The organism is Pseudomonas sp. MYb118 (assembly GCF_040947875.1).
Taxonomy (GTDB): Bacteria; Pseudomonadota; Gammaproteobacteria; order Pseudomonadales; family Pseudomonadaceae; genus Aquipseudomonas.
The window spans coordinates 861,350-885,529 of sequence record NZ_JBFRXN010000003.1; the positions used below are offsets into that span (position 1 = coordinate 861,350).

The window sequence follows — 24,180 nt, forward strand, 5'->3', positions numbered from 1 at the left end:
AGGTTTTCAACAATGCCGTTACGGACCCTCGAGACCTGGCCCCACGGCGCAATCATGCTGGACGCAGAGCACACGCGTTTTGCCTTGTGGGCGCCTGATGCGTTTTTTGTCAGTGTCGAACTGGAAAACGGACAATCCTTGCCGCTGCTGCCTCAGGCTGATGGCTGGTTCGTGATCAAGACCCGCTGCAAGGCGGGTACGCGTTACCGCTACAACATCGACGGTGAAATCGAAGTCCCCGACCCCGCCTCGCGGGCACAGGATGGCGATATCACCGGCCACAGCATCGTGGTCGACCCCCAAGCCTATGCCTGGCAGAACAGTCATTGGCTGGGGCGGCCGTGGAATGAGGCGGTCATCTACGAGTTGCACGTTGGCGCGCTGGGCGGTTTCGCGGCCGTCGAACAGCAACTGGCGCGCCTGGTGGAACTGGGCATCACCGCCATCGAGCTGATGCCGATCGCGCAATTTCCCGGTGAACGCAACTGGGGCTACGACGGGGTCCTGCCCTACGCGCCCCAGGCGTCCTATGGCACCCCCGAACAACTCAAACACCTGATCGACACCGCCCACGGCCACGGCCTGGCGGTGATCCTCGACGTGGTCTACAACCACTTCGGCCCCGACGGCAATTACCTGCATCGTTACGCCAAGGGCTTTTTCAACGAAGACAAGCACACCCCCTGGGGTGCGGCGATCGACTTTCGCCAGCGCGAAGTGCGGGACTTCTTCATCGACAACGCGCTGATGTGGCTGCTGGAATACCACTTCGACGGCCTGCGCTTCGACGCGGTACACGCCATCCAGAGCCCGGACTTTCTCCAGGAGCTGGCGCGCCGGGTGCGGGACCACGTCGACCCGGCGCGGCATGTGTGGCTTACCCTCGAGAACGAACACAACCAGGCGAGTCTGCTGGAGCAAGGCTACGACGCGCAGTGGAACGACGACGGCCATAACGCCCTGCACGTGCTGCTGACCGGTGAAACCGACGCCTATTACGCGGATTACGCCGACAACCCCACCGAGCAACTGGCCCTTTGTCTGAGCCAGGGTTTTGTCTTCCAGGGGCACATCAACCACCATGGCGAAGCTCGCGGTGAGCCCAGCGGACATTTGCCGCCCAACGCCTTCGTGCTGTTTTTGCAGAACCATGACCAGATCGGCAACCGCGCCTTTGGTGAACGCCTGCACCAGTTGGCTCACCCCGATGCCTTGAAAGCCGCCACGGCGCTGTTGCTGCTGTCGCCGATGATTCCGCTGCTGTTCATGGGTGACGAGTTCGCCGCCCCGGAGCCGTTCCTGTTCTTCACCAGCCACCACGGTGAGCTGGCCAAGCTGGTGCGTGAAGGACGGCGCAGCGAGTTTGCCGCGTTCAGTGCATTTGCCGACCCGCACAAGCGTGAGCAGATCCCCGACCCGAACGACCCGCAGACCTTTGAAGCTTCGCGGCCGGATTTGACAGCGGAGCAACAATCGCCGGTTTATCAGCTGTATCGACAATTGCTGCGCTTGCGCCACGAACACCTGGTCCAACACCTGCCCGGCACCCAGGCGCTGGGCGCGGACATCCTCGGCCCAGGTGCAGTCTCGGCACGCTGGCGGCTGGGCAATGGCCGTCAACTGCGAATCGACCTGAACCTCAGCGACCGGCCCGTAGTCCACTCCCCACAGGCCGACGCAGCGTTGTTGTTCGAACACCCGCCGCAATCCGCCGGCCTGCTGGAACGGGGCACCCTGGCCCCTTATAGCGCGCTCGTCAGCCTCACGGCTGCAGCCCCTTTGCAACCCCCGGATGGAGAGCGCCCATGAGCGATGCACAACTGGAAATACTGGCGACCCAGGCGGGCCTGGCGGTGGACTGGATCGACGCCAATGGCCGAGCGCAAAAAGTCGAGCCGGCGGTTTTACGCAACGTACTGATTGGCCTGGGTCACCCGGCCGCCACCACCCAGGAAATCGACGCCAGCCTGCTGGAATTGCAACAGGTGCAACTGACCCGGCACCTGCCGCCGCTGTTGACCGTCGACTTTGGCGCAGGCCTGGATCTGTCGCGCTACTTCGCGCCTGAAACCCCGTGCGAGGTTCACCTCGAAGACGGCGCCCGCCTCAACCTGAAACTCAACGGCGAGGCCGTATTGCCCGGGTTGATCCCGGTCGGTTACCAGCACGTCGACATCGACGGCCAGTCGTTTACCCTGGCCGTGGCACCGACCCGCTGCTACAGCGTCGGCGATGCCGTGGACAATCCGATCCCGCGTGCCTGGGGCCTGAGCGTGCAGTTGTATTCGCTGCGCCGGCCCGGCGACGGCGGATTCGGCGACACCCAGGCCCTGGAAGATCTGGTGCGGGTGGCCGGTGAACGCGGTGCCGAAGCGGTAGCGATCAGCCCGCTGCACGCGATGTTCAGCAGCGACACGCAACGCTACAGCCCCTACTCGCCCTCCAGCCGCCTTTTCCTCAACAGCCTGTACGCCGCCCCCGGAGCGATCCTCGGTGAACGTGCCCTGCGTACGGCCATCGACAGCACCGGACTGGCGGCCGACCTCAAGCATCTTGAAGCGCTGCCGCTGATCGACTGGCCCGTTGCCGCTGAAGTCAAACAGCGCGTGTTGCAGGCGTTATACGAAGGCTTCGTCCACGGCGAACACCCCCTGCACGCCGACTTCAGCAGTTATCGCCATGCCGCCGGCGAAGCCCTGGAAAATCACTGCCGCTTCGAAGCGATTCAGGAAATCCGTGCAGCCAAGGGCGAATCGCTGGACTGGCGCGAGTGGCCCGAACAATGGCGCGACCCGCGCAGCGCCGCATTGGCGGCCTTCGCCGAAGAGAACGCCGGGCGCATCGGTTACTTTGCCTTCTGCCAATGGCTGATCACCCGCTGCCTGGAACGTGCGCAAGCGGCGGCCCGCAGCGCCGGCATGAGCATCGGCCTGATCGCCGACCTTGCGGTCGGGGCCGACGGCGGTGGCAGCCAGGCCTGGAGCCGCCAGGATGAATTGCTCGCGTCACTGACCGTGGGTGCGCCGCCGGATATTCTCAATCGCCAGGGTCAGGGCTGGGGCATTTCCGCGTTTTCCCCCGAAGGCCTGGTGCGCAATGGCTTTCGCGCGTTCATTGAAATGCTGCGGGCCAACTTCGCCCACGCCGGCGGCCTGCGCATTGATCACGTCATGGGCCTGCAACGACTGTGGGTGATTCCCAATGGCTCGCCGCCCGCTGACGGGGCCTACCTTTATTACCCCATCGACGACCTGTTGCGCCTGTTGGCGCTCGAATCCCATCGCCATCAGGCCATCGTCCTCGGTGAAGACCTGGGCACAGTGCCCGACGGCCTGCGGGAAAAACTCATAGCCCGCTCGATCCTCGGCATGCGCGTGATGCTGTTCGAGCAGGACAACGCACACTTCAAGCCGATACTCGACTGGCCCGACAGCGCCCTCGCCACCACCAGCACCCATGACCTGCCCACGCTCAATGGCTGGTGGCATGGTCGCGACATCGACTGGAACTCCAGGCTTGGCCTGGTCGATGGCCAGGGTGAAATCGACTGGCGCCAGCACCGCGAACGTGAACGCGAGGGGCTGCGCCGGGTGCTCAGCGAAGACCCGCAGAACTTTCGCGAGGAACACAACGAAACCGACCAGGTGCTCGACGCGGCCATTCGCTTTCTCGGCCACACCCGTGCGCCGCTGGTGTTGCTGCCGCTGGAGGATGCCCTGGGCATTGAGCAGCAGGCCAACCTGCCAGGCACGGTGCACACTCACCCGAACTGGTCGCGCCGCCTGCCCGGCGACAGCGAAACCCTGCTCGACGGCGACGACGCCGCCCGACGCCTGGAGTTGCTGGCCTGTGCGCGCCTTCAGGCTGCCGAGCGTGACCGATGAGTGCGCCTCGCGCCACGCTGCGCCTGCAATTTCATAAGGGCTTTACCCTCGATCAGGCGGTGCCGCTGGTGCCCTACTTCGCCCGCCTGGGCATCAGCCATGTCTACGCCTCACCCTTGCTCAGCGCCCGCGCCGGTTCCATGCACGGCTACGACGTGGTCGACCCCACCCGGGTCAACCCGGAACTGGGCGGCGAAGCGGCACTGCGGCGGCTGGTCGATGCCCTGCGCGCCCACGATATGGGGCTGATCCTCGACATCGTCTCCAACCACATGGCCGTCGGTGGCGGCGACAACCCCTGGTGGCTGGACCTGCTGGCCTGGGGCCGGTTGAGCCCTTACGGCGAGTTCTTCGACATCCAGTGGCATTCCCCCGACCCGCTGATGGAAGGCCAGTTGCTGCTGCCGTTCCTGGGCAGCGATTACGGCGTTGCCTTGCAGGACGGCACCCTGCCCTTGCATTTCGATGCGCAGCGCGGTGCCTTTCATGTCGAGCACTACGACCACCATTTCCCGATCTGCCCGATGCACTACGGTGAATTGCTGCGCGCTGACCACGAGCAGCTCAAGGCATTGGCCGACCGCTTCAGCACCTTGAGCTACCAGACCGACGCCCACAGCCTGGCGAGACCGCTGCAAGAGGAACTGCGCGAGCTGGCCCGCGACCCGGCGGTGTTGCAAACCATCGAGCGCAACCTCAAGAGCTACGACTCTCAGACCGCGGACGGTTTCCAGCGTCTGCACCAGTTGCTGGAGCAGCAGAGCTACCGACTGGCCAGTTGGCGCACGGCGGCAGACGACATCAACTGGCGGCGCTTTTTCGATATCAACGAACTGGGCGGCCTGCGCGTCGAACGCCCCGCGGTGTTCGAGGCGACCCACGCGAAAATTTTCGAGCTGATCGCCCAGGGCCTGATCGACGGGTTGCGCATCGACCACATCGACGGCCTGGCCGACCCTCGCGGTTACTGCCGCAAGTTGCGCCGTCGGGTCGACAGCCTGTCGCCGCAGCGGCACTTGCCGATCTACGTCGAGAAGATTCTCGGTGAAGGTGAAACCCTGCACCGCGACTGGTCGGTGGACGGTACCACCGGCTATGAATTCATGAACCAGTTGTCGTTGCTGCAACACGACCCTGCCGGCGCCGACACGCTTGGCCAGTTGTGGCAGCGCGTCAGCGAGCGGCCCGCGGACTTTGCCCAGGAAGCGCAACTGGCACGCCAGCAGATCCTCAACGGCTCGCTGGCCGGTGATTTCGAGAGTGTCGCCCAGGCTCTGTTGCAGGTGGCCCGCGACGACCTGATGACCCGCGACCTGACTCTTGGCGCGATCCGCCGGGCGTTGCAGGAACTGATCGTGCACTTCCCGGTGTACCGCACCTACATCAGCCCCTGTGGTCGCTCGGCGCAGGACGAAGTATTTTTCCAGCAGGCCATGGACGGCGCCCGACAAACCCTCGGCGAAGCCGACTGGCCGGTGCTCGATTGCCTGGCCCGCTGGCTCGGCGGCGAGACCTGGCGCCAGCGGCCAAGGGGGCGTTCGCGCAAGATCCTGCGGCATGCCTGCGTGCGTTTCCAGCAACTGACCTCGCCAGCGGCGGCCAAGGCCGTGGAAGACACCGCGTTCTACCGCTCGGCGGTGCTGTTGTCGCGCAACGACGTGGGATTCAGCACCGAACAGTTCAGCGCTCCGCCCGCCGACTTCCATGCCGAGTGCCTCAATCGTCTGCAAACTTTTCCGCACAACCTGCTGGCCACCGCCACCCATGACCACAAACGCGGCGAGGACAGCCGCGTCCGGCTGGCGGTGTTGAGCGAGCGCAGCGCCTGGTTCGCCGAGCAAGTGCCGCTGTGGCAAACCCTGGCCCGACCGTTGCGCGAAGACGACCACATGCCCTCGGCCGGCGATGAGCTGATTCTGTATCAGGCCCTGCTCGGCAGCTGGCCATTGGATCTGCACAGCGACGACAGCGCCGCCCTGAAGGACTACACCCAACGGGTGTGGCAGTGGCAGCAGAAAGCCTTGCGCGAGGCCAAACTGCAAAGCAGCTGGAGCGCGCCCAATGACGCCTACGAACAGGCCAGCCGGCAGTTTCTCGAACGGTTGCTGCAAAGCACCGAGGGCGAATGGTTGCGCAGCGCCCTGGAAAAAGCCGCGATGGCCATCGCCGTGCCTGGCGCCCTCAACGGCCTGGCGCAAACTTTGCTGCGCATGACCGTGCCGGGCATACCTGATCTTTACCAGGGCAACGAGTATTGGGACTTCTCGCTGGTCGATCCGGATAACCGGCGCCCGGTGGATTACGCCAGCCGCCAGCAGGCCATCGCCAGCGATCTCGAGCCGCAGGCGCTGCTGGCCAACTGGCGGGACGGGCGCATCAAGCAAGCCTTGATTGCCCGCACATTACGCCTGCGCGCCGAGCATGCCGAGCTGTTCAGTCGTGGCAGCTACGAGGCGCTGGAAGTGGTCGGCAGTGAGGCCCATCGGGTGCTGGCGTTTGCCCGTACCCATGGGCAACAACGGGCCATCGTGATCGTGCCGATTCGCTGCGCCGGGCTGCTGAAAAACAGTGCCGAACCCCACGTTGACGCGCCCCGTTGGGGCGATACGCGGGTGCAATTACCGTTCACCTCCCCTGAAGAAAATCTGAAGGGACTTTTTGCAAGCGTCGCAGTCACAAAAAACAGGGAACTGACGATTGGCGCTGCGCTGGGAGACTTCCCGGTCAATCTCTTTATCCAATCCTTGAGTTCGGTTCAGGAGCATGGCGATGAGTACAGACGATAAACGCATTCGCGAATTTGCCTATCAGATCTGGGAGTCGGAGGGCAAACCGGAAGGCCATGAGGCCCGCCACTGGGAAATGGCGCGCAAACTGGCTGAAGCCGAAGCCCTCGCCCCGAAAAAATCGCCCAAGGCCAGCGGCAGCAAAACGCCCGCCACCAAGACGGCCACCGCCAAGGTCGCGAACGGCAAGGCGGGCGAGCCGAAGGCCAAAGCCAAGGCCAAGCCGGCCGCGGCGGCGAAGGTCGTGCCGCCTGGGGAAAAGTCCGCCGAAAAGAAACCCCGCGCAGCACGTAAACCGCCGGCGGTCTGACGTTTAACCCGTGAACCGAGCGTGGCGAGTGATCTCGCCACGGTGGACGAATTCGTCCCGAAAAAAACCAACTCAACTCTATACCTGTAGGAGCGAGCTTGCTCGCGATGGAGTCACAGGCACCGCAGGGTGTCAGGTATCCAGCGTCATCGTTGGCGACCATCGCGAGCAAGCTCGCTCCTACAGGGATGGCAACATCGCCCTTGCAGGAGCCCCTATGAGCAGTGCAAAAAAATCCGCGCCAGAACCGCTCGCCGAGCCAACGCGCATTCGGGAGGGCCTGCCCTTCCCGCTGGGCGCCACCTGGGATGGGCTGGGGGTCAATTTTGCGTTGTTTTCCGCCAACGCCACCAAGGTCGAGCTGTGCATCTTCGATGACAGCGGCGAGGTGGAACTGGAGCGCATCGAGCTGCCGGAATACACCGACGAGATCTACCACGGCTACCTGCCCGACGCCCATCCGGGGCTGATCTACGGCTACCGCGTCTACGGCCCGTACGACCCGGCCAATGGTCATCGCTTCAACCACAACAAACTGCTGATCGACCCCTACGCCAAGCAACTGGTCGGCCAGTTGAAATGGTCCGAGGCGCTGTTCGGCTACACCATCGGCCACCCCGACGCCGACCTCAGCTTCGACGAACGCGACAGCGCGCCGTTCGTGCCCAAGTGCAAGGTCATCGACCCGGCGCACACCTGGGGCCACGACCATCGGGTCAGCGTGCCGTGGGACAAGACCATCATCTACGAGACCCACGTGCGCGGCATCAGCATGCGTCACCCCTCGGTACCGGACAACGTACGCGGCACCTTCGCCGGCCTGATGGTCGACGACGTGCTGGAGCACATCCGCAAGCTCGGCGTGTCGTCCGTCGAGCTGCTGCCGATCCACGCCTTCGTCAATGACCAGCACCTGTTGCACAAGGGCATGACCAACTACTGGGGCTACAACAGCATCGCCTTCTTCGCCCCCGACCCGCGCTACCTGGCCAGCGGCAAGATCGCCGAGTTCAAGGAAATGGTCGCGCACCTGCACGAAGCCAACCTGGAAGTGATCCTCGACGTGGTCTACAACCACACCGCCGAGGGCAACGAACAGGGGCCGACCCTGTCCATGCGCGGCATCGACAACGCCTCGTATTACCGCCTGATGCCTGACGACAAGCGCTTCTACATCAACGATTCCGGCACCGGCAACACCCTGGACCTGAGCCACCCGTGCGTGTTGCAGATGGTCACCGACTCGCTGCGCTACTGGGCGTCGGAGATGCACGTCGATGGTTTCCGCTTTGACCTGGCGACCATCCTCGGCCGTTATCACGACGGTTTCGACGAACGCCACAGCTTCCTCGTCGCCTGCCGCCAGGACCCGGTGCTGCGCCAGGTGAAGATGATCGCCGAGCCCTGGGACTGCGGCCCCGGCGGCTATCAGGTCGGTGGTTTCCCGCCCGGCTGGGTCGAATGGAACGACAAATTCCGCGACACCGTGCGCTCGTTCTGGAAAGGCGACGACGGCCAACTGGCCGATTTCGCCAGCCGCATGACCGCCTCCGGCGAGATGTTCAACCAGCGTGGCCGTCGCCCCTATTCGTCGGTGAACTTCATCACCGCCCACGACGGTTTCACCCTCAACGACCTGGTCTCGTACAACGACAAGCACAACGAAGCCAACGACGAAAACAACCAGGACGGCAGCAACAACAACCTGTCCTGGAACCACGGTGTCGAAGGCCCGACCGACGACCCCGAGATCAATGCGCTGCGTCATCGGCAGATGCGCAACTTCTTTGCCACGCTGCTGCTGGCCCAGGGCACGCCGATGCTGGTGGCCGGCGACGAGTTCGCCCGCACCCAGGACGGCAATAACAATGCCTACTGCCAAGACAGCGAAATCGGCTGGGTCAACTGGGATCTCAGCACCGATGGCAAGGCCTTGCTCAAGTTCGTCAAGCGCCTGATCAAGTTGCGCCTTTCCTACCCGATCCTGCGTCGCGGGCGCTTTCTTGTCGGCAGTTACAACGAGGACATCGGCGTCAAGGACGTCACCTGGCTGGCGCCGGATGGCAACGAGATGAGCACCGAACAATGGCAGGAATCCCACGGTCGTTGCCTGGGCATGCTGCTCGACGGTCGCGCCCAGGAAACCGGCATTCGTCGCAAAGGCGCGGATGCGACGCTGCTGTTGGTGGTCAACGCCCACCACGACATCGTCAATTTCACTCTGCCGGAGGTGCCGGAGGGCATCGACTGGACCTGTCTGGTCGATACCAACCAGCCTTCCATCCGTGGCCAGGAGCGCTTCGAGTTCGGCCACCAGTATTCGGTGACCGGCCGTTCGCTGCTGTTGTTCGAATTGCAGCGTGAGGAAGAGGAATGAGATGGAGCTTCAGGCGTTTCTTCAGCGACAGCCGACGCACTACCCCGACACCGAGGCGCTAGGCCGTGGCTTGCGTGCCCTGGTCGAGGCCGGTCTGGATCAGTTGCCGCTGCCGGGCCGTGGACAAACGCTGGAGCGTTTCCAGTGCCTGACCGTCGTCGGCGGGCATGATTTGGGGTTGTGCAAGCTGTACGAAGGCCATACCGACGCCCTGGCGATCATCCGGCAACTGGGTGGCCCGACGCCCTCATCCGGCACCTGGGGCATGTGGGCCGCCGAACCGCCGCATGCCCGGGTTCGGGTCAGCCGGGAAAATGGCCGTGTCAGGTTGTTCGGGCGCAAGGCCTGGTGTTCCGGCGCCGCAGTGCTGAGCCATGCCCTGCTGACCGCATGGGACGAACAGAATTGTCAGCAACTGGTTGCGGTGGCGCTGGATCAACCCGGCGTTACCGTCACGGACCAGGGCTGGCAAGCGGTCGGCATGGGCACCACCGGCAGCGTTGAAGTGCAGTTCGACGGCGCCGAGGGACAGGCCGTCGGCAACCCCGGGGACTACCTCCAGCGCCCCGGATTCTGGCAAGGCGGCATCGGTATTGCCGCCTGCTGGTACGGCGCCGCGCAAAGCCTCGCCGAGCGCTTGCGCCAGCATTGCGCGCAACGCGAAGAACCCCACGCCCTCGCCCACCTCGGTGCGGTGGACCGTGAGCTGCATGGCGCGGCCAGCGTGCTGCGCGCCAGTGCCGCCAGCATCGACGCCGCGCCGCAGGCCAACGCCGAACGACTGGCGCGCCGGGCCCGAGCGGTGGTTGAAGACGCCGCCGAACAGGTGCTCCGACATGTCGGTCGCGCCCTCGGCGCCGGCCCCTATTGCAAGGACCCGCAGTTCGCGCAGCTGAGCGCCGACCTGCCGGTGTTCCTGCGCCAGAGCCACGCGGAACGAGACCTGGCCGCCCTTGGCCAGCATGCCATCAAGGACACATGGACGTTATGAAAACCAATCCCATCGTCGGTCAGGGCACGTCCCTGCATCAATGGCAGAACTCCAGCCATCTGGCGCAATTGCCGGCGATCGACATTCTCGACCTGGTGCCCGCAGGGAAACGCGCCGTGATCGTCGCCCCGCATCCGGATGATGAAGTGCTGGGTTGCGGCGGCTTCATGCAACTGCTGGCGGCGGCCGATCGGCCCTTGCAATTGATCTCGGTGACCGATGGCAGCGCCAGCCACCCCGGCTCCCGGCGCTGGCCGGTAGAGCGACTGAGTGTGGTGCGCCCGCAGGAATCGGCCGAGGCACTGCGCCGGCTCGGCTTGCCGCTGTACAGCCTGAAATGGTTGCGCGGAGGTTTCACCGACAGTCGCGTCGCCGCCCAGGAAGCGCAACTGGCCGACTTCATCGAACGTTACCTGCACGCCGACGACGTGGTGTTCACCACCTGGCGCGAAGACGGCCATTGCGACCATGAAGCGGTCGGCCGCGCCACCGTCGTGGCGGCACAACGGGTGGGCGCGACGGTGCATGAACTGCCCGTCTGGACCTGGCACTGGGCGACGCCCGAGGACCGCCTGGTGCCGTGGCAGCGGGCGCGCAAAATCCCCCTGAGCCCAGCCGTGGTCGCACGCAAGCGTCACGCGATTCACGCGTTCGCCGGCCAGCTGGAAGGTGACCCGCAGATCGGCTTGCCGCCGGTGTTGGCTCCCTATGTGATCGACCGGCTGCTGCAACCGTTCGAGGTGGTGTTCGTATGAGCGTTGAAGATCGCTATTTCGAGGGTTTGTTCGCGGGCAGCGACGATCCCTGGGCATTCCGCCAGCGCTGGTATGAACAACGCAAGCGGGCGATCACCCTGGCGTCCCTGCCCCGGCGCCGTTATCGCGCGATCTTCGAGCCGGGCTGCGCCAACGCTGAACTGAGTGCCGCACTGGCCGAATGCTGTGACCGCCTGCTGTGCTGCGACACCGCAAGCGCCGCCGTGGCGCTGGCCCGCACCCGCCTGAGCCTGTTCGATCATGCCGAGGTCCGGCATGGGCGCCTGCCTGGCGACTGGCCGGACGAATCCTTCGACCTGATCGTGCTCAGCGAAATCGGTTACTACCTGGACGCCGATGACCTGCAACAGGTAATCCGGCGTGCCGCGCAATCGCTCACGGCCGATGGCCAATTGCTGGCCTGCCATTGGCGCCCGACCATTGATGGCTGCCCGCTGAACGCACGCCAGGTGCATGACCTGCTGCACGAGCATTTGCAACTGCCGCGCCTGGTGCTGCATCAGGAAGCCGATTTCATCCTTGAACTGTGGAGTCGTGAACCGCGCTCCGTGGCGGCGCTGGAGGGGTTGCGATGATCGGCATCCTGATCCCGGCACACAACGAAGAGGATTTGCTCGAAGACTGCTTGCGCGCGGCCCTTCGCGCCGCGCAACACGAAGCGCTTGGTGGTGAAGCGGTCGAGGTGCTGGTGGTGCTCGACAGTTGCACCGATCGCTCGTCGGCCATTGTCGGCAGCTACCCGGTGCACGGCCTGGAAATCCAGGCGCGCAATGTCGGCCAGGCCCGAGCGCTCGGCGCGCATTTCCTGCTGGATCGCGGCGTGCGCTGGATCTCCTGCACCGATGCCGACAGTCGTGTCGCCCAGGACTGGCTGGTTGCCCAACTGGCCCTGGATGCCGACGCGGTGTGCGGTACGGTCACCGTGGCGCAGTGGGATGCCGCGTTCAGTGAATCAGCGCAAATTCGCTATCACCAGCATTACCAGTACCGCGAGGGCCACCGGCATATCCACGGCGCGAACCTGGGCGTCAGCGCCGAGGCCTACCGGCGCGCCGGCGGTTTCGAGCCGCTGGCGTGCGATGAAGACGTGCAACTGGTGCGGCAACTGGAGCGCTGCGGCGCGACAATCGCCTGGAGCCAGCGCCCCCAGGTGCTGACCAGTGCACGCCTGGACAGCCGGGCCAGGGGCGGCTTTGGCGACTACCTGCGCGACTTGTCGCAGGTCGGATAAATACAGATCGGCACGAACAAGCACGCGACGAATAGCCTGACTTGAGCAATACTCTTGCACGCTGCAATCCAAGGTATGGAGCGCGGCACATTGCTATCAACCAGAACAAGGACGTAGCCTGATGAAACCTGTATCGCTCATCGACAGTGGTCTGTCAGCCCAGATCTGGAACAGTGCACCTCAACTGGATAACGTTCCGGTCATCAATACCCAGACCCTCGTCCCGCCCGGCGCCCGCGCCGTGGTGATCGCCCCGCACCCTGGCGACGAAGTCGTGACCTGTGGCGGCCTCCTGCAATTGCTCAGCACCCTGGGCCACCCCTTGCAACTGATCTCGATCACCGACGGCAGCGCCAGCCATCCGGGCTCGCAACAATGGTCGGAAAAACGCCTGAGCGTGTTCCGCCCCCAGGAAAGCGTCGAGGCCCTGCGCCGCCTCGGTCTGCCCATGCACAGCCTGAAATGGCTGCGGGGTGGTTTCACCGACAACGCGCTGGGCGAACGCGAACGCCCGATGAGTGAGTTCATCGCGCGCTACCTGCGCCCCGGTGACGTGGTGTTCAGCACCTGGCGCGAGGACGGCAACATCGACCATGAAGCCGTCGGCCGCGCCGCCGCCCATGCGGCAGCCCTGGTCGGTGCGGCATTCAACGAGGTGCCGGTCTGGGCCTGGCACTGGCCAACGCGCGACAGCGGCCTGTTCCCCTGGCACCGGGCGCGCAAGCTGCGGCTCGACACCTGGACGGTGGCGCGCAAGAGCCACGCCACCCACGCCTATGCCAGCCAGCTCGATGGCGAGCCCGCGGTGGGTCTGCCGCCGTTGCTGCCGCCGGTGTTGCTGGAGCGGATGCGCTTGCCCTATGAAATCGTTTTTGTCTGAGGTGCCGGACTGAACTGCCCGCCGTCGCATCAGTCGCATACATAGGCAACCCTGATTCAGAGGAGTGAACGTGACCAGTGATTCCAAGCGGCAGGCCGCCCACTCGATGCCTTTGGACACGCCACCGGTGGTTCATCGGCTCAGAGTGCTGACGGTCAACACCCACAAGGGGTTCACCGCGTTCAACCGGCGCTTCATCCTGCCCGAACTGCGCGAGGCGGTGCGCAGCACCTCGGCAGACCTGGTCTTCCTGCAGGAAGTGGTCGGTGAGCACGAGCGTCATTCCTCGCGGCTCAACAATTGGCCACAAACCTCGCAATACGAATTTCTCGCCGACAGCATGTGGAGCGACTACGCCTATGGGCGCAATGCGGTCTACCCCAACGGTCACCACGGCAATGCACTGCTGTCCAAATACCCGATCCGTGAATACCGCAACCTTGACGTGTCCATCACCGGCCCCGAGCGCCGCGGGCTGCTGCATTGCATTCTCGATGTGCCGGGGCACACCGAGGTCCACGCCATCTGCGTGCACTTGAGCCTGCTGGAAAGCCACCGTCAGTTGCAGCTGGAACTGCTCTGCCAACTGCTCGAATCGCTGCCCGACGATGCGCCGGTCATCATCGCCGGCGACTTCAACGACTGGCAGCTACAGGGCAACGCGACCCTCGCCCGCCGCGACTACCTGCACGAAGCATTCGAACGTCACCATGGACGCCCGGCGAAGACCTATCCAGCGCGTTTTCCGTTGCTGCGCCTGGATCGCGTGTATCTGCGCAATGCCAGCAGCCACGAGCCAAAAATCCTCGGCAGCAAGCCGTGGACGCACTTATCCGATCACTTGCCGCTGGCGGTTGAAGTGCATTTGTAACAACGCCAGCCCGGTAAAAAAATCGCCCAACCTGTTATTTATGACAGTAGCCGACGCGCGAATCTGTTGTTACGGTTGGCCTGTCTGTATCTGCGGCTGATACGGACGGGATCGTAGCGCAAGTATTGCCAGGGTTTTCAGCAGGGAGCTGCATTTGTCGTCAATCCGCGCTGCCATGGGCGCCTGAAACGACGTCACCGCCCGAGGGGTGACCGGATCAGGCGCAATACGATGCGTGGAGACGAAGATGACCCATTCGACGCTGCGGCCTGCGCGCCGCTATCCTGCCTGCGCCCTCACTTTCCTGCTGTGTATCGGCGGTTCCCAGACCGCAGCGGCTGCCTGCACCCTAGTGCCCACGGCCGGCAACGACAGCTTCACCTGCGACAGCGCCAGCAGCGGTTCGCTGACCGACACCCAGGGCAACAACACCCTGACCTTCCCCGCCAACGGCACCGGTTCGATCAATGGCAACGTGACCTTCGGCGCAGGTGCCGACACGGTGATCATGAATTCGGGTTTCATCAGCGGCTTTCTCAATGTCGGTGACGGCACCAACACCGTCACCATCGCCGGCGGCACAGTGACCGGAACGGTCATCCAGGGCAGTGGCGTGGACAGTTTCATCATGAACGGCGGGACGATCGGCGCTTTATCGCAAGGCGACAGCCACGACAAATTCCTGATGACCGCCGGCACCATCATTGGCGCCTTCGAGGATGGCGACGAGGCGAAAATGACCGGCGGCGCCATCGGCCGGGTCGACATGAAACTCGACGACAATATTTTCGAGCTGCTGGGCGGCACCATCCTCGGCAACCTGGTCACCGGTTTCGGCCGGGACACCATCATCGTTGCCGGCGGCAGGATCGGCGGTAACCTCAGCGTCAGCGGTGGCAACGACATCATCACCGTCACCGGCGGTGAGATCGTTGGCGAAGTGCGCGCCAGTATCGGCGATGACATCCTGACCTGGAACGGTGGCGGCATCATCCGCTCAGCCATCCTGATGGACCTGGGCAACGACCGCGTCACCCTGCGCAACCTCACCGACAGCATCCTGGCCATTACACCGAACGTCGATGGCGGTGCCGGCAACGACCGCCTGACGTTCGACCAGACCACCTCCTCCGGCGCCGGCCGTTACACCAACTGGGAAACCGTCAACCTGACCAATACCTCGCGTTTCGACCTGCAGAATGACGTGTTCCGCCTGGGAGACAGCAACATCGGCACCGGTGTTTTCAACGTCGACGGCAGCAGCACGCTGACCTCCGTCCAGGGTGGCATCTCACCGCTCAACGCCGCGCTGCTGGCCACCCTCAACAACAGCGGGACCATTGACCTGGCCAGTGGCAACAGCCGCACCGACGACAGCCTCACCGTTCTGGGCAACTACGCGGGCAGCGGCGGCAAGTTGTTGCTGCAAAGCGCGCTGGGTGACGACGCCTCCCCCAGCGACAAACTGGTCGTGAACAACGGCACCCTGACCGGCAACACGCTGATTACCGTCAGCAACGAAGGTGGCGCGGGCGCCCTGACCCAGCAGAACGGCATTCAGGTCGTGCAGGCCCTGGGCAGCGCCGTCAGCGAAAACGGCGCGTTCGCCCTCCAGGCCCCGGTCTCGGCCGGTGCCTACAGCTACAACCTGTACAAGGGCGGCATCACGCCAGGCAGCGAAAACAGTTGGTACCTGCGCTCGTCGGTGGTCGCGCCGCCCGTCGTCGCCGTGCCTGACGCGGACCCGAGCCTGCCGCCGACCCTCGAACCGGTGGTGCCGATCCCGGTGGTGGCCGCGGTGGCAGGCGTGGTTCCGGAGTTGCCAGCGGTGCAACCGGGTGCCGCGCCGATCCCCACGTTCAGGCCGGAAGTCCCGGTCTGGTCGGCCATGCCGCCCGTTGCCGCACAAATGACCCTGAATGCCCTCGGCACGTTCCACGATCGCCAGGGCAAGCAACAACTGCTAAAGGGCAGCGACTCCCTGAGTGCCGGCTGGGGACGGGTGTATGGCAAAAACTTCGACCAGACCTGGGCCGGCACCGTCAACCCGAAGGTGGATGGATCGCTGTACGGCTTCCAGGTCGGCACCGTGCTGCACAGCTCGCAATGGGACAGCGGCCAGATCCAGCAAACCGGTTTCTTCGTCGGCCACAGCCGCCTTCGCGGTGACGTCGACGGTTTCAACGGCGGCTTTGAGGGCAAACACGCCGGCAAGGTCGACCTGCGGGGCGACAGCGTCGGGCTGTCCTGGACACTCACCGACACCCAGGGCGCCTACCTGGACACCGTGGCCATGTACACCCGCCTTGACGGTGACAACGAGTCGGATCGCGGCTTGAAAATCGACAATGACGGCCATGTCGCGACACTGTCGGCGGAAGTCGGCTACCCCATTGCCCTGGGCGCAAACTGGCAGGCGGAACCCCAGGCGCAAGTGATCTACCAGAAAGTCGACCTCGACAGCCAGGACGATGGCATCTCGCGGGTATCGTTCGACTCCGACAGCGCCTGGACCGGCCGCATCGGCGGGCGGCTCAAGGGGCGTTATCAGGTCATGGGCAAGCCTGTGGAGCCGTATGTGCGGGCGAATGTCTGGCACACCGCTTCGGCGGAGGATACGGTGACCTTTGCCGGCACCGACAAGATCACCACCGAACAACGATCATCATCCCTCGACCTGGGCATCGGTGTGGTGCTGAGCCTGTCGCCCGACATCGCCGTATATGCCAGCACCGACTACAGCAGCAATATTGACAGCAATCAGCTGCGCGGAACCCAGGCGAATCTCGGCGTGAGAGTGAGTTGGTAAGCCGATAGGAGGCTATGCAAACCCCTCTAATCCGCGGGTGGCGAGACGTTTTTGCGTACAAACAAGAACTTATAGTCGCGTTCGAAATCAGTGAGTTGCAATCGCTAAAATATGCATACCACTTATCGGCCATTTTCTTGACGCAGTCTTGCCATTCTTCTTAGCTTCACGTTACTACCCCCGAAGTACCTCAGGGGGCACCCCACCAGACACCCGTAACAACGGGCGGCCAGCGGCTTGCCCCACTCCATTCGGTCGCCCCTCTTTCGGGGTAGGAGAGACGCCACAGCGAGATACCGCATGCGATTGCAAGGTAGACCTCCATGAAAACCTCATTCACCCAACAAGAGATAAAAGTCACTTTCTGCACAGTTTCGAGCTCACTCCTGCTGTGTTCATCCATGGAAGTACAGGCCTCGCCTGCCGAGGAAGAAACCGCCCCCTGGTATGACCAGCAGGTTCCTGTGCTCAGTTTGCCCGCCCTTGCCACGAGTTACCCGGGCCGCTTCAGCGCCGCGTCCGATATACGAAGTTCACGCCTGACCACTCAAGAGGCCGCGCCCTCGGCCTGGGATCAACTCTATGGCCAGGCCGCACGCCAGGCCCAGACCGATTATGAATCCCAGGGCAGTGGCCTCGTCGGCGCCAATCAGTACAAAGGCCCGGCGATCCTCACCCTGCAAAGCGGCAGTGGCCACGTCCAGCAAGTCGGTTTGATCGGCGGCACCAGCCAGATCCAGGCCAACGGCAACGGCCCGCTGACCAATCGCGCGCTCTCCGATCCCAATGCCGACACCCTCAATCTGCAGGGCCAGAGCCTTGGCGCCTACTGGAGCCTGACCGGTCCACAGGGCTGGCACGTGGACTTGACGGCCAGCGGCGGACGGGTAAATGGCTTCAGTCGCAACCAACAAGGCGCCCGGCAAGCGACGGAAGGCAGTGCAGTGACACTCTCGGTTGAAGGTGGTTTTCCCATTGGCCTGACCGAAAACTGGGTGGTTGAACCGCAAGCCCAGTTGATCAACCAACGCATTACCCTGGACACGCCCTACGCCGGTTCCGGCAATGCGTCGTCCAGCGATCTCACCTCGTGGAGCGGCCGGGTCGGTGCCCGATTGAAAGGTAGCTACGACATCAACGGCCTCGGGTTCGAACCCTATGTGCGAACCAACTTGTGGCACACCGTGTACACCGGCAACACCGTGAGCCTGGATCAGGTCGACAAGATCAGCAGCAGTCGCAAGTCCTCCACCGTGGAAGTCGGACTGGGCCTGGTGGCCAGGGTCACCCCCGCCGTCAGCCTGTACGTCAGCGCCGACTACAGCAGTGACGTCGATGACAACGACCTGAACGGCCTGATCGGCAGCCTGGGTGTGCGCATGCGTTGGTGAAATACTTGCGCGAACTGTTATTTCTAACAGTAGGCAGCCTGGTGAGCGTCATGCATTGTGAGCGGCAAGTCCGTTTGATTGAGGCTTGCACTGATGACGCTCGGCATCCCCTCATGCGCGCATTTCGGCACACCGACGCTTCAGGTGGCGGATGCGCGCGGGTTGCCGGTCCGGGTGGTGCAGTTTCATCGACGTGATGCGGCGGACCCGGTCGATACGCGGGTGACGCAGCAACGTTATGACGCGGCCGGACGTTTGGTCGCCAGCCGGGATCCTTATCTGTTCGGGTTGGCACAGGCGGATGCTGCAACGCCGTACAACCTTCTGCAAGTGCCGAGTTTGTCCGGTGTTACGCTGTTGACGGTGAGTGTGGATGCAGGGTGGCGCGTTGGTCTGCGGGGTCAGGCCGGGCAAAATCTTGAAGCCTGGGATGGTCGTGGCAGCGATAGACGGGCGGAGTTTGATGAGTTGCTGCGGCCGGTCATGTTGCGCGAAGGAGGCGTCGGGGTAACTGAACACGTACTCGAGCGCTTCACCTATGCCGATGCCGGCCCGGAAGCCGCCGCGCATAACCTGTGCGGACAGTTGGTTCGTCATGATGATCCGGCTGGAACCGTACTTGTTCAGGAAGCCGGTCTGTCCGGACTACTGCTAAAGCACACGCGCCAGTTTCTGACTGGCACCGAACCGCCCGATTGGCCGTTGGCAATTGCCGACAGGGACGCGTTGCTCGAATCCGGCGCAGGCCTGACCACCTTCGATGCCTACGCCGCAAGCGGTGACGCTCTCAGCCAGACTGATGCGATGGGCAACATCCAGTCTTCTGGTTACACCCGAGCCGGCCAACTGAAGGATGCTCGCTTGACCCTGGCCGGCGCGGGTCAAAGCGAAAAGCTGCTGGTCAGCGATTTGCACTACAACGCCATAGGTCAGATCGAAGCGGAAACCGCCGGCAATGGCGTCATCACCCGTCATCGTTACGACGAAGCCAACGGTCGATTGATCGAGCTGAGCGCACACAAGTCAGATGGAACCCCACTGCAACAACTGCAATACGCGTACGACGCCGTCGGCAATGTGCTGAGCATCGAAGACGCTGCGCAGCCCATTCGTTACTTCAACAACCAACGTATCGAACCGATCAAGACCTACCGCTACGACACACTCGATCAACTGATCGAAGCCACCGGCAGCGAAGCCGTGAACGGAAGCGGCGGTCCCACCCTGCCCGACCTGCAGCCCTTGCCAGTGGACCCCAGCCAGATCGCCAATTACACCCAGACCTTTCATTACGATTCAGGCGGCAATCTGCTGAACCTTGTACATGTCGGCGCCCAATCCCAGGGCCGCACCTTGACCCGAGCGAAGTACAGCAACCGCTGCCTGCCCGAACACGACGGCCGCCCGCCTACCGAAGCCGAACTGGCGGCGGGGTTCGATGCCAATGGCAACTTGCAGGAACTCCAGCCGGGTCAGCGGCTGGTTTGGGATCTGCGCAACCAGCTGCGCGAAGTCAAACCGGTGGTTCGTGAAGATGCTGACGATGATCGAGAGTGTTATGTCTACGACGGCAGCGGCCAGCGAGTGCGCAAGGTGCGGTCGAGTGTGACCAAGGCCCGCACGATGCTGAGTGAGGTCCGCTACTTACCGGGCCTGGAAATACGCAGCCACGGTGGGACCGGAGAAATACTCCACGTCATCAACGCCAGCGCAGGCAGCAACAGCGTGCAGGTGTTGCACTGGGTCGCCAATCCACCCGATGAGATTGCCCAGAACCAACTGCGTTACAGCCTGAATGACCAGGTCAAGTCCAGCACGCTGGAACTGGATCAAAACGCCGATGTGATCAGTTGGGAATGGTATTACGCATTCGGTGGAACGGCACGCTGGGCTGGGCGGAACAATATCGAGGCCAAGTACAAGACCGTGCGCTACTCAGGCAAGGAGCGTGACGCAACCGGACTTCTTTATTACGGCCTACGATATTATGCGCCGTGGCTACAGCGCTGGATTAATCCTGACCCTGCCGGATACACGGACGGGATCAACCTCTACTCAATGGTAGGCAACAGTCCCATTGTCAATTTCGACAACCAAGGGCGTAATGGAGAAAGATTTAACCACGAGCAGTACCTCAGCGATTTCAAGCAGATACTGCGCCGCTTTCAGTTAAAAGATAATTACGTCAAAGGGTTCGCCCTCAACGATTACAAACGTTACAAGAAAAAGCTCTTGAAAATGGACTCGCTCGAAACTGACGAGCAAAAACTATTTTTCCGAAGACAAGTGCTAAAGCTCGGTAAAACGCTTCGCTCCAGCCAAAGCGTCCTCAATGACACTCTTCCCTATCGAGATACCTCAGACATTGAGGGCTATCGAGCATTTCTGGGTAATTTACGCAAAGCCTCCTATTTCCAACCCTTTGCTGAGTCTGCCCACGCGACACGCGCAGAGAGCTCAGGCCACCCCGAGTGGTGGGAAGATGTATTTGACTTTGATTGGGAAGCGCAATGGGACGCCCCTACTGGTACAAGTGACTTCAGCGCAGGAGCACCGCCGCAACCCAGCCCTTCCAGTACTTCCCGACATGCACCCCAGGCGGGACCCAGCCGCGCGCGCACCTTCCGCGAAGAAACGCAGCCAGGTCGCGCCACCTCACCCAACCGGGGACGTTCACGCACGGGCGCCGGGCAGGCGACTGCCGCGCAACAACCCAATGCGCCAACGCCTCTGCATAGTTTCCCCATGTTACCCACGGGCACCGACTCCAGGATCATCGAAGGTTACGAACTGGCACTTCGTATCATGGCGAATGAAGGGAATGAGCGAGCCATATTCCCCGAGGGTTTTAAACGTAATGAATTCATGCAGATTTCAAGAAAAATCCATCCCGACAGACTTAAATTGGAAGGGGCATCCCATGTCAGCGAAGCCGCGACGAGAGCCTTTCAAATCATCGGCAACTGGAAGGTACGCTCAGGCAATTGACTCGACGCTGGAGGCAATCTGAATGCCAGCAGGAGTTTCGGCCCACGCGCACTCGGCCACACCCATCCTCGCGGTGTCTGATGCGCGGGGGTTGTCAGTCAGGGCCGTAGGGTATCACCGCCGTGAAGCGAATGACCCGATAGACACCCGGGTCACCCAACAACGCTACGACGCCGTTGGGCGGTTGATCGCCAGTCGCGATCCCTACCTGTTTGATTTGGCACAGACGGATGAAGGCGCGCCCTTCAACCTCAATCAGGTGTTGAGCTTGTCCGCCACAGCGCTCCTGACCGAAAGCGTGGACGCCGGCTGGCGTGCTTCACTTTTGGGCGATTCCGATCAAGACCTTCAGTCCTGGGATGGCCGTGGCAGCAGCAAACGGGCTGAATATGATGAATTGATGCGCCCGGTAGCTCTGTGTGAAGCAGGCATCGGCATTGCCGAGCATGTGATCGAACGCTTCACCTACGGCGATGCTCGCCCAGAAGCCGCCGCGCATAACCTGTGCGGGCAGTTGGTTCGTCATGATGATCCAGCAGGAGCCGTGCTTGTTCAGGAGGCCGGTCTTTCCGGGCTTCTGCTAAAGCACACGCGTCGGTTTCTCACAGGTACTGAAGCACCCGATTGGCCGCTGACAATCGCCGACAGGGACGCATTGCTCGAATCCGGCGCAGGCCTGACCACCTTCAATGTCTACACCGCAAGCGGTGAAGCTCTCAGCCAGACTGATGCCATGGGCAACACCCAGTCTTCTGGCTACACCCGAGCCGGCCAACTGAAAGATGCTCGCTTGACCCTGGCCGGCGCTGGTCAAAGCGAAAAGCTGCTGGTCAGCAATTTGCACTACAACGCCATGGGTCAGATCGAAGCGGAAACTGCTGGCAATGGTGTCGTTACCCGCCATCGTTACGACGAAGCCAACGGTCGATTAATTGAACTGAGCGCACACAAGCCTGATGGCGCGCAACTGCAACAACCGCAATACCAGTACGACGCCGTTGGCAATGTGCTGAGTATCGAAGACGTCGCTCAACCGATCCGCTACTTCAACAACCAACGTATCGAACCGATCAAGACGTACCGTTACGACACACTCGATCAATTGATTGAAGCCACCGGCAGCGAAGCCGTGAACGGAAGCGGCGGCCCTGCCCTGCCCGACCTGCAACCGTTGCCGCTGGACCCGAGCCAGATTGCCAATTACACCCAGACCTTTCATTACGATTCAGGCGGCAATCTACTGGACCTTGTGCATGTCGGCGCCCAAGCTCAGGGCCGCACCTTGACCCGAGCGAAGTACAGCAACCGCTGCCTGCCCGAACGCGACGGCCGCCCGCCCACCGAGGCCGAACTGGTGGCGGGGTTCGACGCCAATGGCAATTTGCAGGAACTTCAGCCGGGCCAGCGACTGGTTTGGGATCTGCGCAACCAGCTGCGCGAAGTCAAACCGGTGGTTCGTGAAGATGCTGACGATGATCGAGAGTGTTATGTCTATGACGGCAGCGGCCAGCGAGTGCGCAAGGTGCGTTCGAGTGTGACCAACGCCCGCACTATGCTGAGTGAGGTCCGCTACTTACCGGGCCTGGAAATACGCAGCCACGGTGGGACCGGAGAAATACTCCACGTCATCAACGCCAGCGCAGGCAGCAACAGCGTGCAGGTGTTGCACTGGGTCGCCAATCCACCCGATGAGATTGCCCAGAACCAACTGCGTTACAGCCTGAATGACCAGATCAAGTCCAACACGCTGGAGCTGGATCAAAACGCCGATGTGATCAGTTGGGAATGGTATTACGCATTCGGTGGTACGGCATTCTGGCTTGGTCGAAGCAGCATAGAGGTCGGCTATAAAACTGTGCGTTATTCCGGAAAAGAGCGGGATGCGTCAGGACTTCTGTATTACGGGCTCCGCTATTACCCTTCGTGGCTGCAACGCTGGATCAACCCGGATCCTTGGGGTTATACCGATGGACTTAATTTATATGCGATGGTCGGAAATAACGCTGTGACCTATTTCGAGCTGAATGGAACAAATGGTGAAAAATTCAACCCAGAGCAGTACTTGAGCGACATTAAGACGATAATTAAAAAAAACTTTCCTATAGCCCCCGAGCTGACATGGAACACAAAGCGCGCCAATCACTACGCGAACAAGATTATAAAAATAAAATCAATAGCCAGCACAAAAAACACCAAATATTTCCAACGACAGATATCAAAACTTAAAGCCGACTTAAAAGAAGACTCAGAATTAGGAAATTATCATGACGAAACATCGGAAGATACTCGACCGGACCACCGTTTGCTTCTACACAACCTGGAAAGAGCTTATATATTTGAGAGTCTGATCATGACAAATACCGAGGAAGAACGAGAAAGGGATCTGGAATTTTTATTCGGCGCAGGTGGTCAGTTCCAACAGGCTTTTCATAAGGAAATGCTTGAATCTGCAGGACACGTTTCGAAGTTTGATACAGATTTTAACTACGAAAATTTCGCAGGACGACATCGTTCCCGTACTCCGCTTGCAACTCCCCATTCGCATACGGGTTTTACCCACACCAATGGCAGACGACTATCGAATGACAGCAACTTCGCAACTGATAATTTTGGATTACCGATAGGAACATCTGAAAAAATTGTAGACGGCTTAAAACTGGCACACCAAATAATTAAAAATGAGGCGAATGAAAAAAATATATTCGAAAATGGTTTTGATCCAGCGAAATTCAGAGAGTTCTCACTGAAAATTCACCCAGACAAATTGAATCTTGAAGGGTTTCCGCACGTGAGAGAGACGGCCGCGACTGCGTTCAAGATTATTTCATACTGGAAAGATCGTGCAGATTCATGACCGCCCCGGGTGGAGAATGACTCGTTTCTTCC

At 61.9% G+C, this 24,180-nt stretch carries 15 protein-coding genes; all 15 read left to right on the plus strand.

From position 1 onward, the window contains the following. Window positions 1–12 precede the first annotated feature (12 nt). The 15 genes from treZ (at window position 13) to ABVN20_RS25320 (ending at window position 24,148) form a co-directional block, all read left to right on the plus strand. Window positions 13–1,809 carry a malto-oligosyltrehalose trehalohydrolase gene (gene treZ / locus ABVN20_RS25250; RefSeq protein WP_368558484.1) on the plus strand — a complete coding sequence of 599 codons (1,797 nt, stop codon included), beginning with the start codon at window positions 13–15 and terminating at the stop codon, window positions 1,807–1,809. Continuing rightward, on the plus strand, window positions 1,806–3,884 hold the full coding sequence (gene malQ, locus ABVN20_RS25255; RefSeq protein WP_368558485.1) for a 4-alpha-glucanotransferase: 2,079 nt from the start codon (window positions 1,806–1,808) through the stop codon (window positions 3,882–3,884). The genes treZ and malQ overlap by 4 nt, the downstream gene beginning before the upstream one ends. After that, window positions 3,881–6,670: a malto-oligosyltrehalose synthase gene (locus tag ABVN20_RS25260; protein WP_368558486.1), complete on the plus strand. Its 2,790-nt coding sequence runs from the start codon at window positions 3,881–3,883 to the stop codon at window positions 6,668–6,670. Before malQ ends, ABVN20_RS25260 begins: the two co-directional genes overlap by 4 nt. Continuing rightward, window positions 6,654–6,980 (plus strand): DUF2934 domain-containing protein, encoded by a 327-nt coding sequence (locus ABVN20_RS25265; RefSeq protein ID WP_368558487.1) that lies wholly within the window; start codon window positions 6,654–6,656, stop codon window positions 6,978–6,980. The genes ABVN20_RS25260 and ABVN20_RS25265 overlap by 17 nt, the downstream gene beginning before the upstream one ends. A gap of 217 nt (window positions 6,981–7,197) precedes the next feature. Further along, the gene (glgX, locus tag ABVN20_RS25270; RefSeq protein WP_368558488.1) at window positions 7,198–9,357 is read left to right on the plus strand and encodes a glycogen debranching protein GlgX; all 2,160 of its coding nucleotides are present in this window, start codon (window positions 7,198–7,200) and stop codon (window positions 9,355–9,357) included. 1 nt (window position 9,358) lies between these two features. Further along, window positions 9,359–10,348, plus strand: coding sequence for an acyl-CoA dehydrogenase (locus ABVN20_RS25275; RefSeq protein ID WP_368558489.1), 990 nt, complete (start codon window positions 9,359–9,361; stop codon window positions 10,346–10,348). After that, on the plus strand, window positions 10,345–11,103 hold the full coding sequence (locus ABVN20_RS25280; RefSeq protein WP_368558490.1) for a PIG-L deacetylase family protein: 759 nt from the start codon (window positions 10,345–10,347) through the stop codon (window positions 11,101–11,103). The genes ABVN20_RS25275 and ABVN20_RS25280 overlap by 4 nt, the downstream gene beginning before the upstream one ends. Then, on the plus strand, window positions 11,100–11,699 hold the full coding sequence (locus ABVN20_RS25285) for an SAM-dependent methyltransferase (RefSeq protein ID WP_368558491.1): 600 nt from the start codon (window positions 11,100–11,102) through the stop codon (window positions 11,697–11,699). The genes ABVN20_RS25280 and ABVN20_RS25285 overlap by 4 nt, the downstream gene beginning before the upstream one ends. After that, a complete protein-coding gene (locus ABVN20_RS25290) occupies window positions 11,696–12,355 on the plus strand; it encodes a glycosyltransferase family 2 protein (protein ID WP_368558492.1) in 660 nt (219 codons plus the stop codon). The genes ABVN20_RS25285 and ABVN20_RS25290 overlap by 4 nt, the downstream gene beginning before the upstream one ends. A 121-nt stretch (window positions 12,356–12,476) precedes the next feature. Beyond that, window positions 12,477–13,235 carry a PIG-L deacetylase family protein gene (locus tag ABVN20_RS25295; RefSeq protein WP_368558493.1) on the plus strand — a complete coding sequence of 253 codons (759 nt, stop codon included), beginning with the start codon at window positions 12,477–12,479 and terminating at the stop codon, window positions 13,233–13,235. A 70-nt stretch (window positions 13,236–13,305) separates the two neighbouring features. Then, complete coding sequence (locus ABVN20_RS25300) at window positions 13,306–14,106, plus strand: endonuclease/exonuclease/phosphatase family protein (protein WP_368558495.1); 801 nt, start codon at window positions 13,306–13,308, stop codon at window positions 14,104–14,106. A 247-nt stretch (window positions 14,107–14,353) separates the two neighbouring features. Next, entirely contained in the window at window positions 14,354–16,915 is a 2,562-nt protein-coding gene (locus ABVN20_RS25305; RefSeq protein ID WP_368558497.1) for an autotransporter outer membrane beta-barrel domain-containing protein, read from the plus strand. Between the two features lie 323 nt (window positions 16,916–17,238). Beyond that, on the plus strand, window positions 17,239–18,306 hold the full coding sequence (locus tag ABVN20_RS25310) for an autotransporter domain-containing protein (protein ID WP_368558498.1): 1,068 nt from the start codon (window positions 17,239–17,241) through the stop codon (window positions 18,304–18,306). A 93-nt stretch (window positions 18,307–18,399) separates the two neighbouring features. Then, on the plus strand, window positions 18,400–21,294 hold the full coding sequence (locus tag ABVN20_RS25315; protein ID WP_368558500.1) for an RHS repeat domain-containing protein: 2,895 nt from the start codon (window positions 18,400–18,402) through the stop codon (window positions 21,292–21,294). Window positions 21,295–21,316: 22 nt separating this feature from the next. Further along, window positions 21,317–24,148 (plus strand): RHS repeat-associated core domain-containing protein, encoded by a 2,832-nt coding sequence (locus tag ABVN20_RS25320; RefSeq protein ID WP_368558501.1) that lies wholly within the window; start codon window positions 21,317–21,319, stop codon window positions 24,146–24,148. Window positions 24,149–24,180 lie beyond the last annotated feature (32 nt).

Coding starts and splice junctions, on each gene's coding strand:
- treZ (WP_368558484.1), top strand. CDS start 13: ATGCCGTTACGGACCCTCGAGACCTGGCCCCACGGCGCAATCATGCTG.
- malQ (WP_368558485.1), top strand. CDS start 1,806: ATGAGCGATGCACAACTGGAAATACTGGCGACCCAGGCGGGCCTGGCG.
- ABVN20_RS25260 (WP_368558486.1), top strand. CDS start 3,881: ATGAGTGCGCCTCGCGCCACGCTGCGCCTGCAATTTCATAAGGGCTTT.
- ABVN20_RS25265 (WP_368558487.1), top strand. CDS start 6,654: ATGAGTACAGACGATAAACGCATTCGCGAATTTGCCTATCAGATCTGG.
- glgX (WP_368558488.1), top strand. CDS start 7,198: ATGAGCAGTGCAAAAAAATCCGCGCCAGAACCGCTCGCCGAGCCAACG.
- ABVN20_RS25275 (WP_368558489.1), top strand. CDS start 9,359: ATGGAGCTTCAGGCGTTTCTTCAGCGACAGCCGACGCACTACCCCGAC.
- ABVN20_RS25280 (WP_368558490.1), top strand. CDS start 10,345: ATGAAAACCAATCCCATCGTCGGTCAGGGCACGTCCCTGCATCAATGG.
- ABVN20_RS25285 (WP_368558491.1), top strand. CDS start 11,100: ATGAGCGTTGAAGATCGCTATTTCGAGGGTTTGTTCGCGGGCAGCGAC.
- ABVN20_RS25290 (WP_368558492.1), top strand. CDS start 11,696: ATGATCGGCATCCTGATCCCGGCACACAACGAAGAGGATTTGCTCGAA.
- ABVN20_RS25295 (WP_368558493.1), top strand. CDS start 12,477: ATGAAACCTGTATCGCTCATCGACAGTGGTCTGTCAGCCCAGATCTGG.
- ABVN20_RS25305 (WP_368558497.1), top strand. CDS start 14,354: ATGACCCATTCGACGCTGCGGCCTGCGCGCCGCTATCCTGCCTGCGCC.
- ABVN20_RS25310 (WP_368558498.1), top strand. CDS start 17,239: ATGAAAACCTCATTCACCCAACAAGAGATAAAAGTCACTTTCTGCACA.
- ABVN20_RS25315 (WP_368558500.1), top strand. CDS start 18,400: ATGACGCTCGGCATCCCCTCATGCGCGCATTTCGGCACACCGACGCTT.
- ABVN20_RS25320 (WP_368558501.1), top strand. CDS start 21,317: ATGCCAGCAGGAGTTTCGGCCCACGCGCACTCGGCCACACCCATCCTC.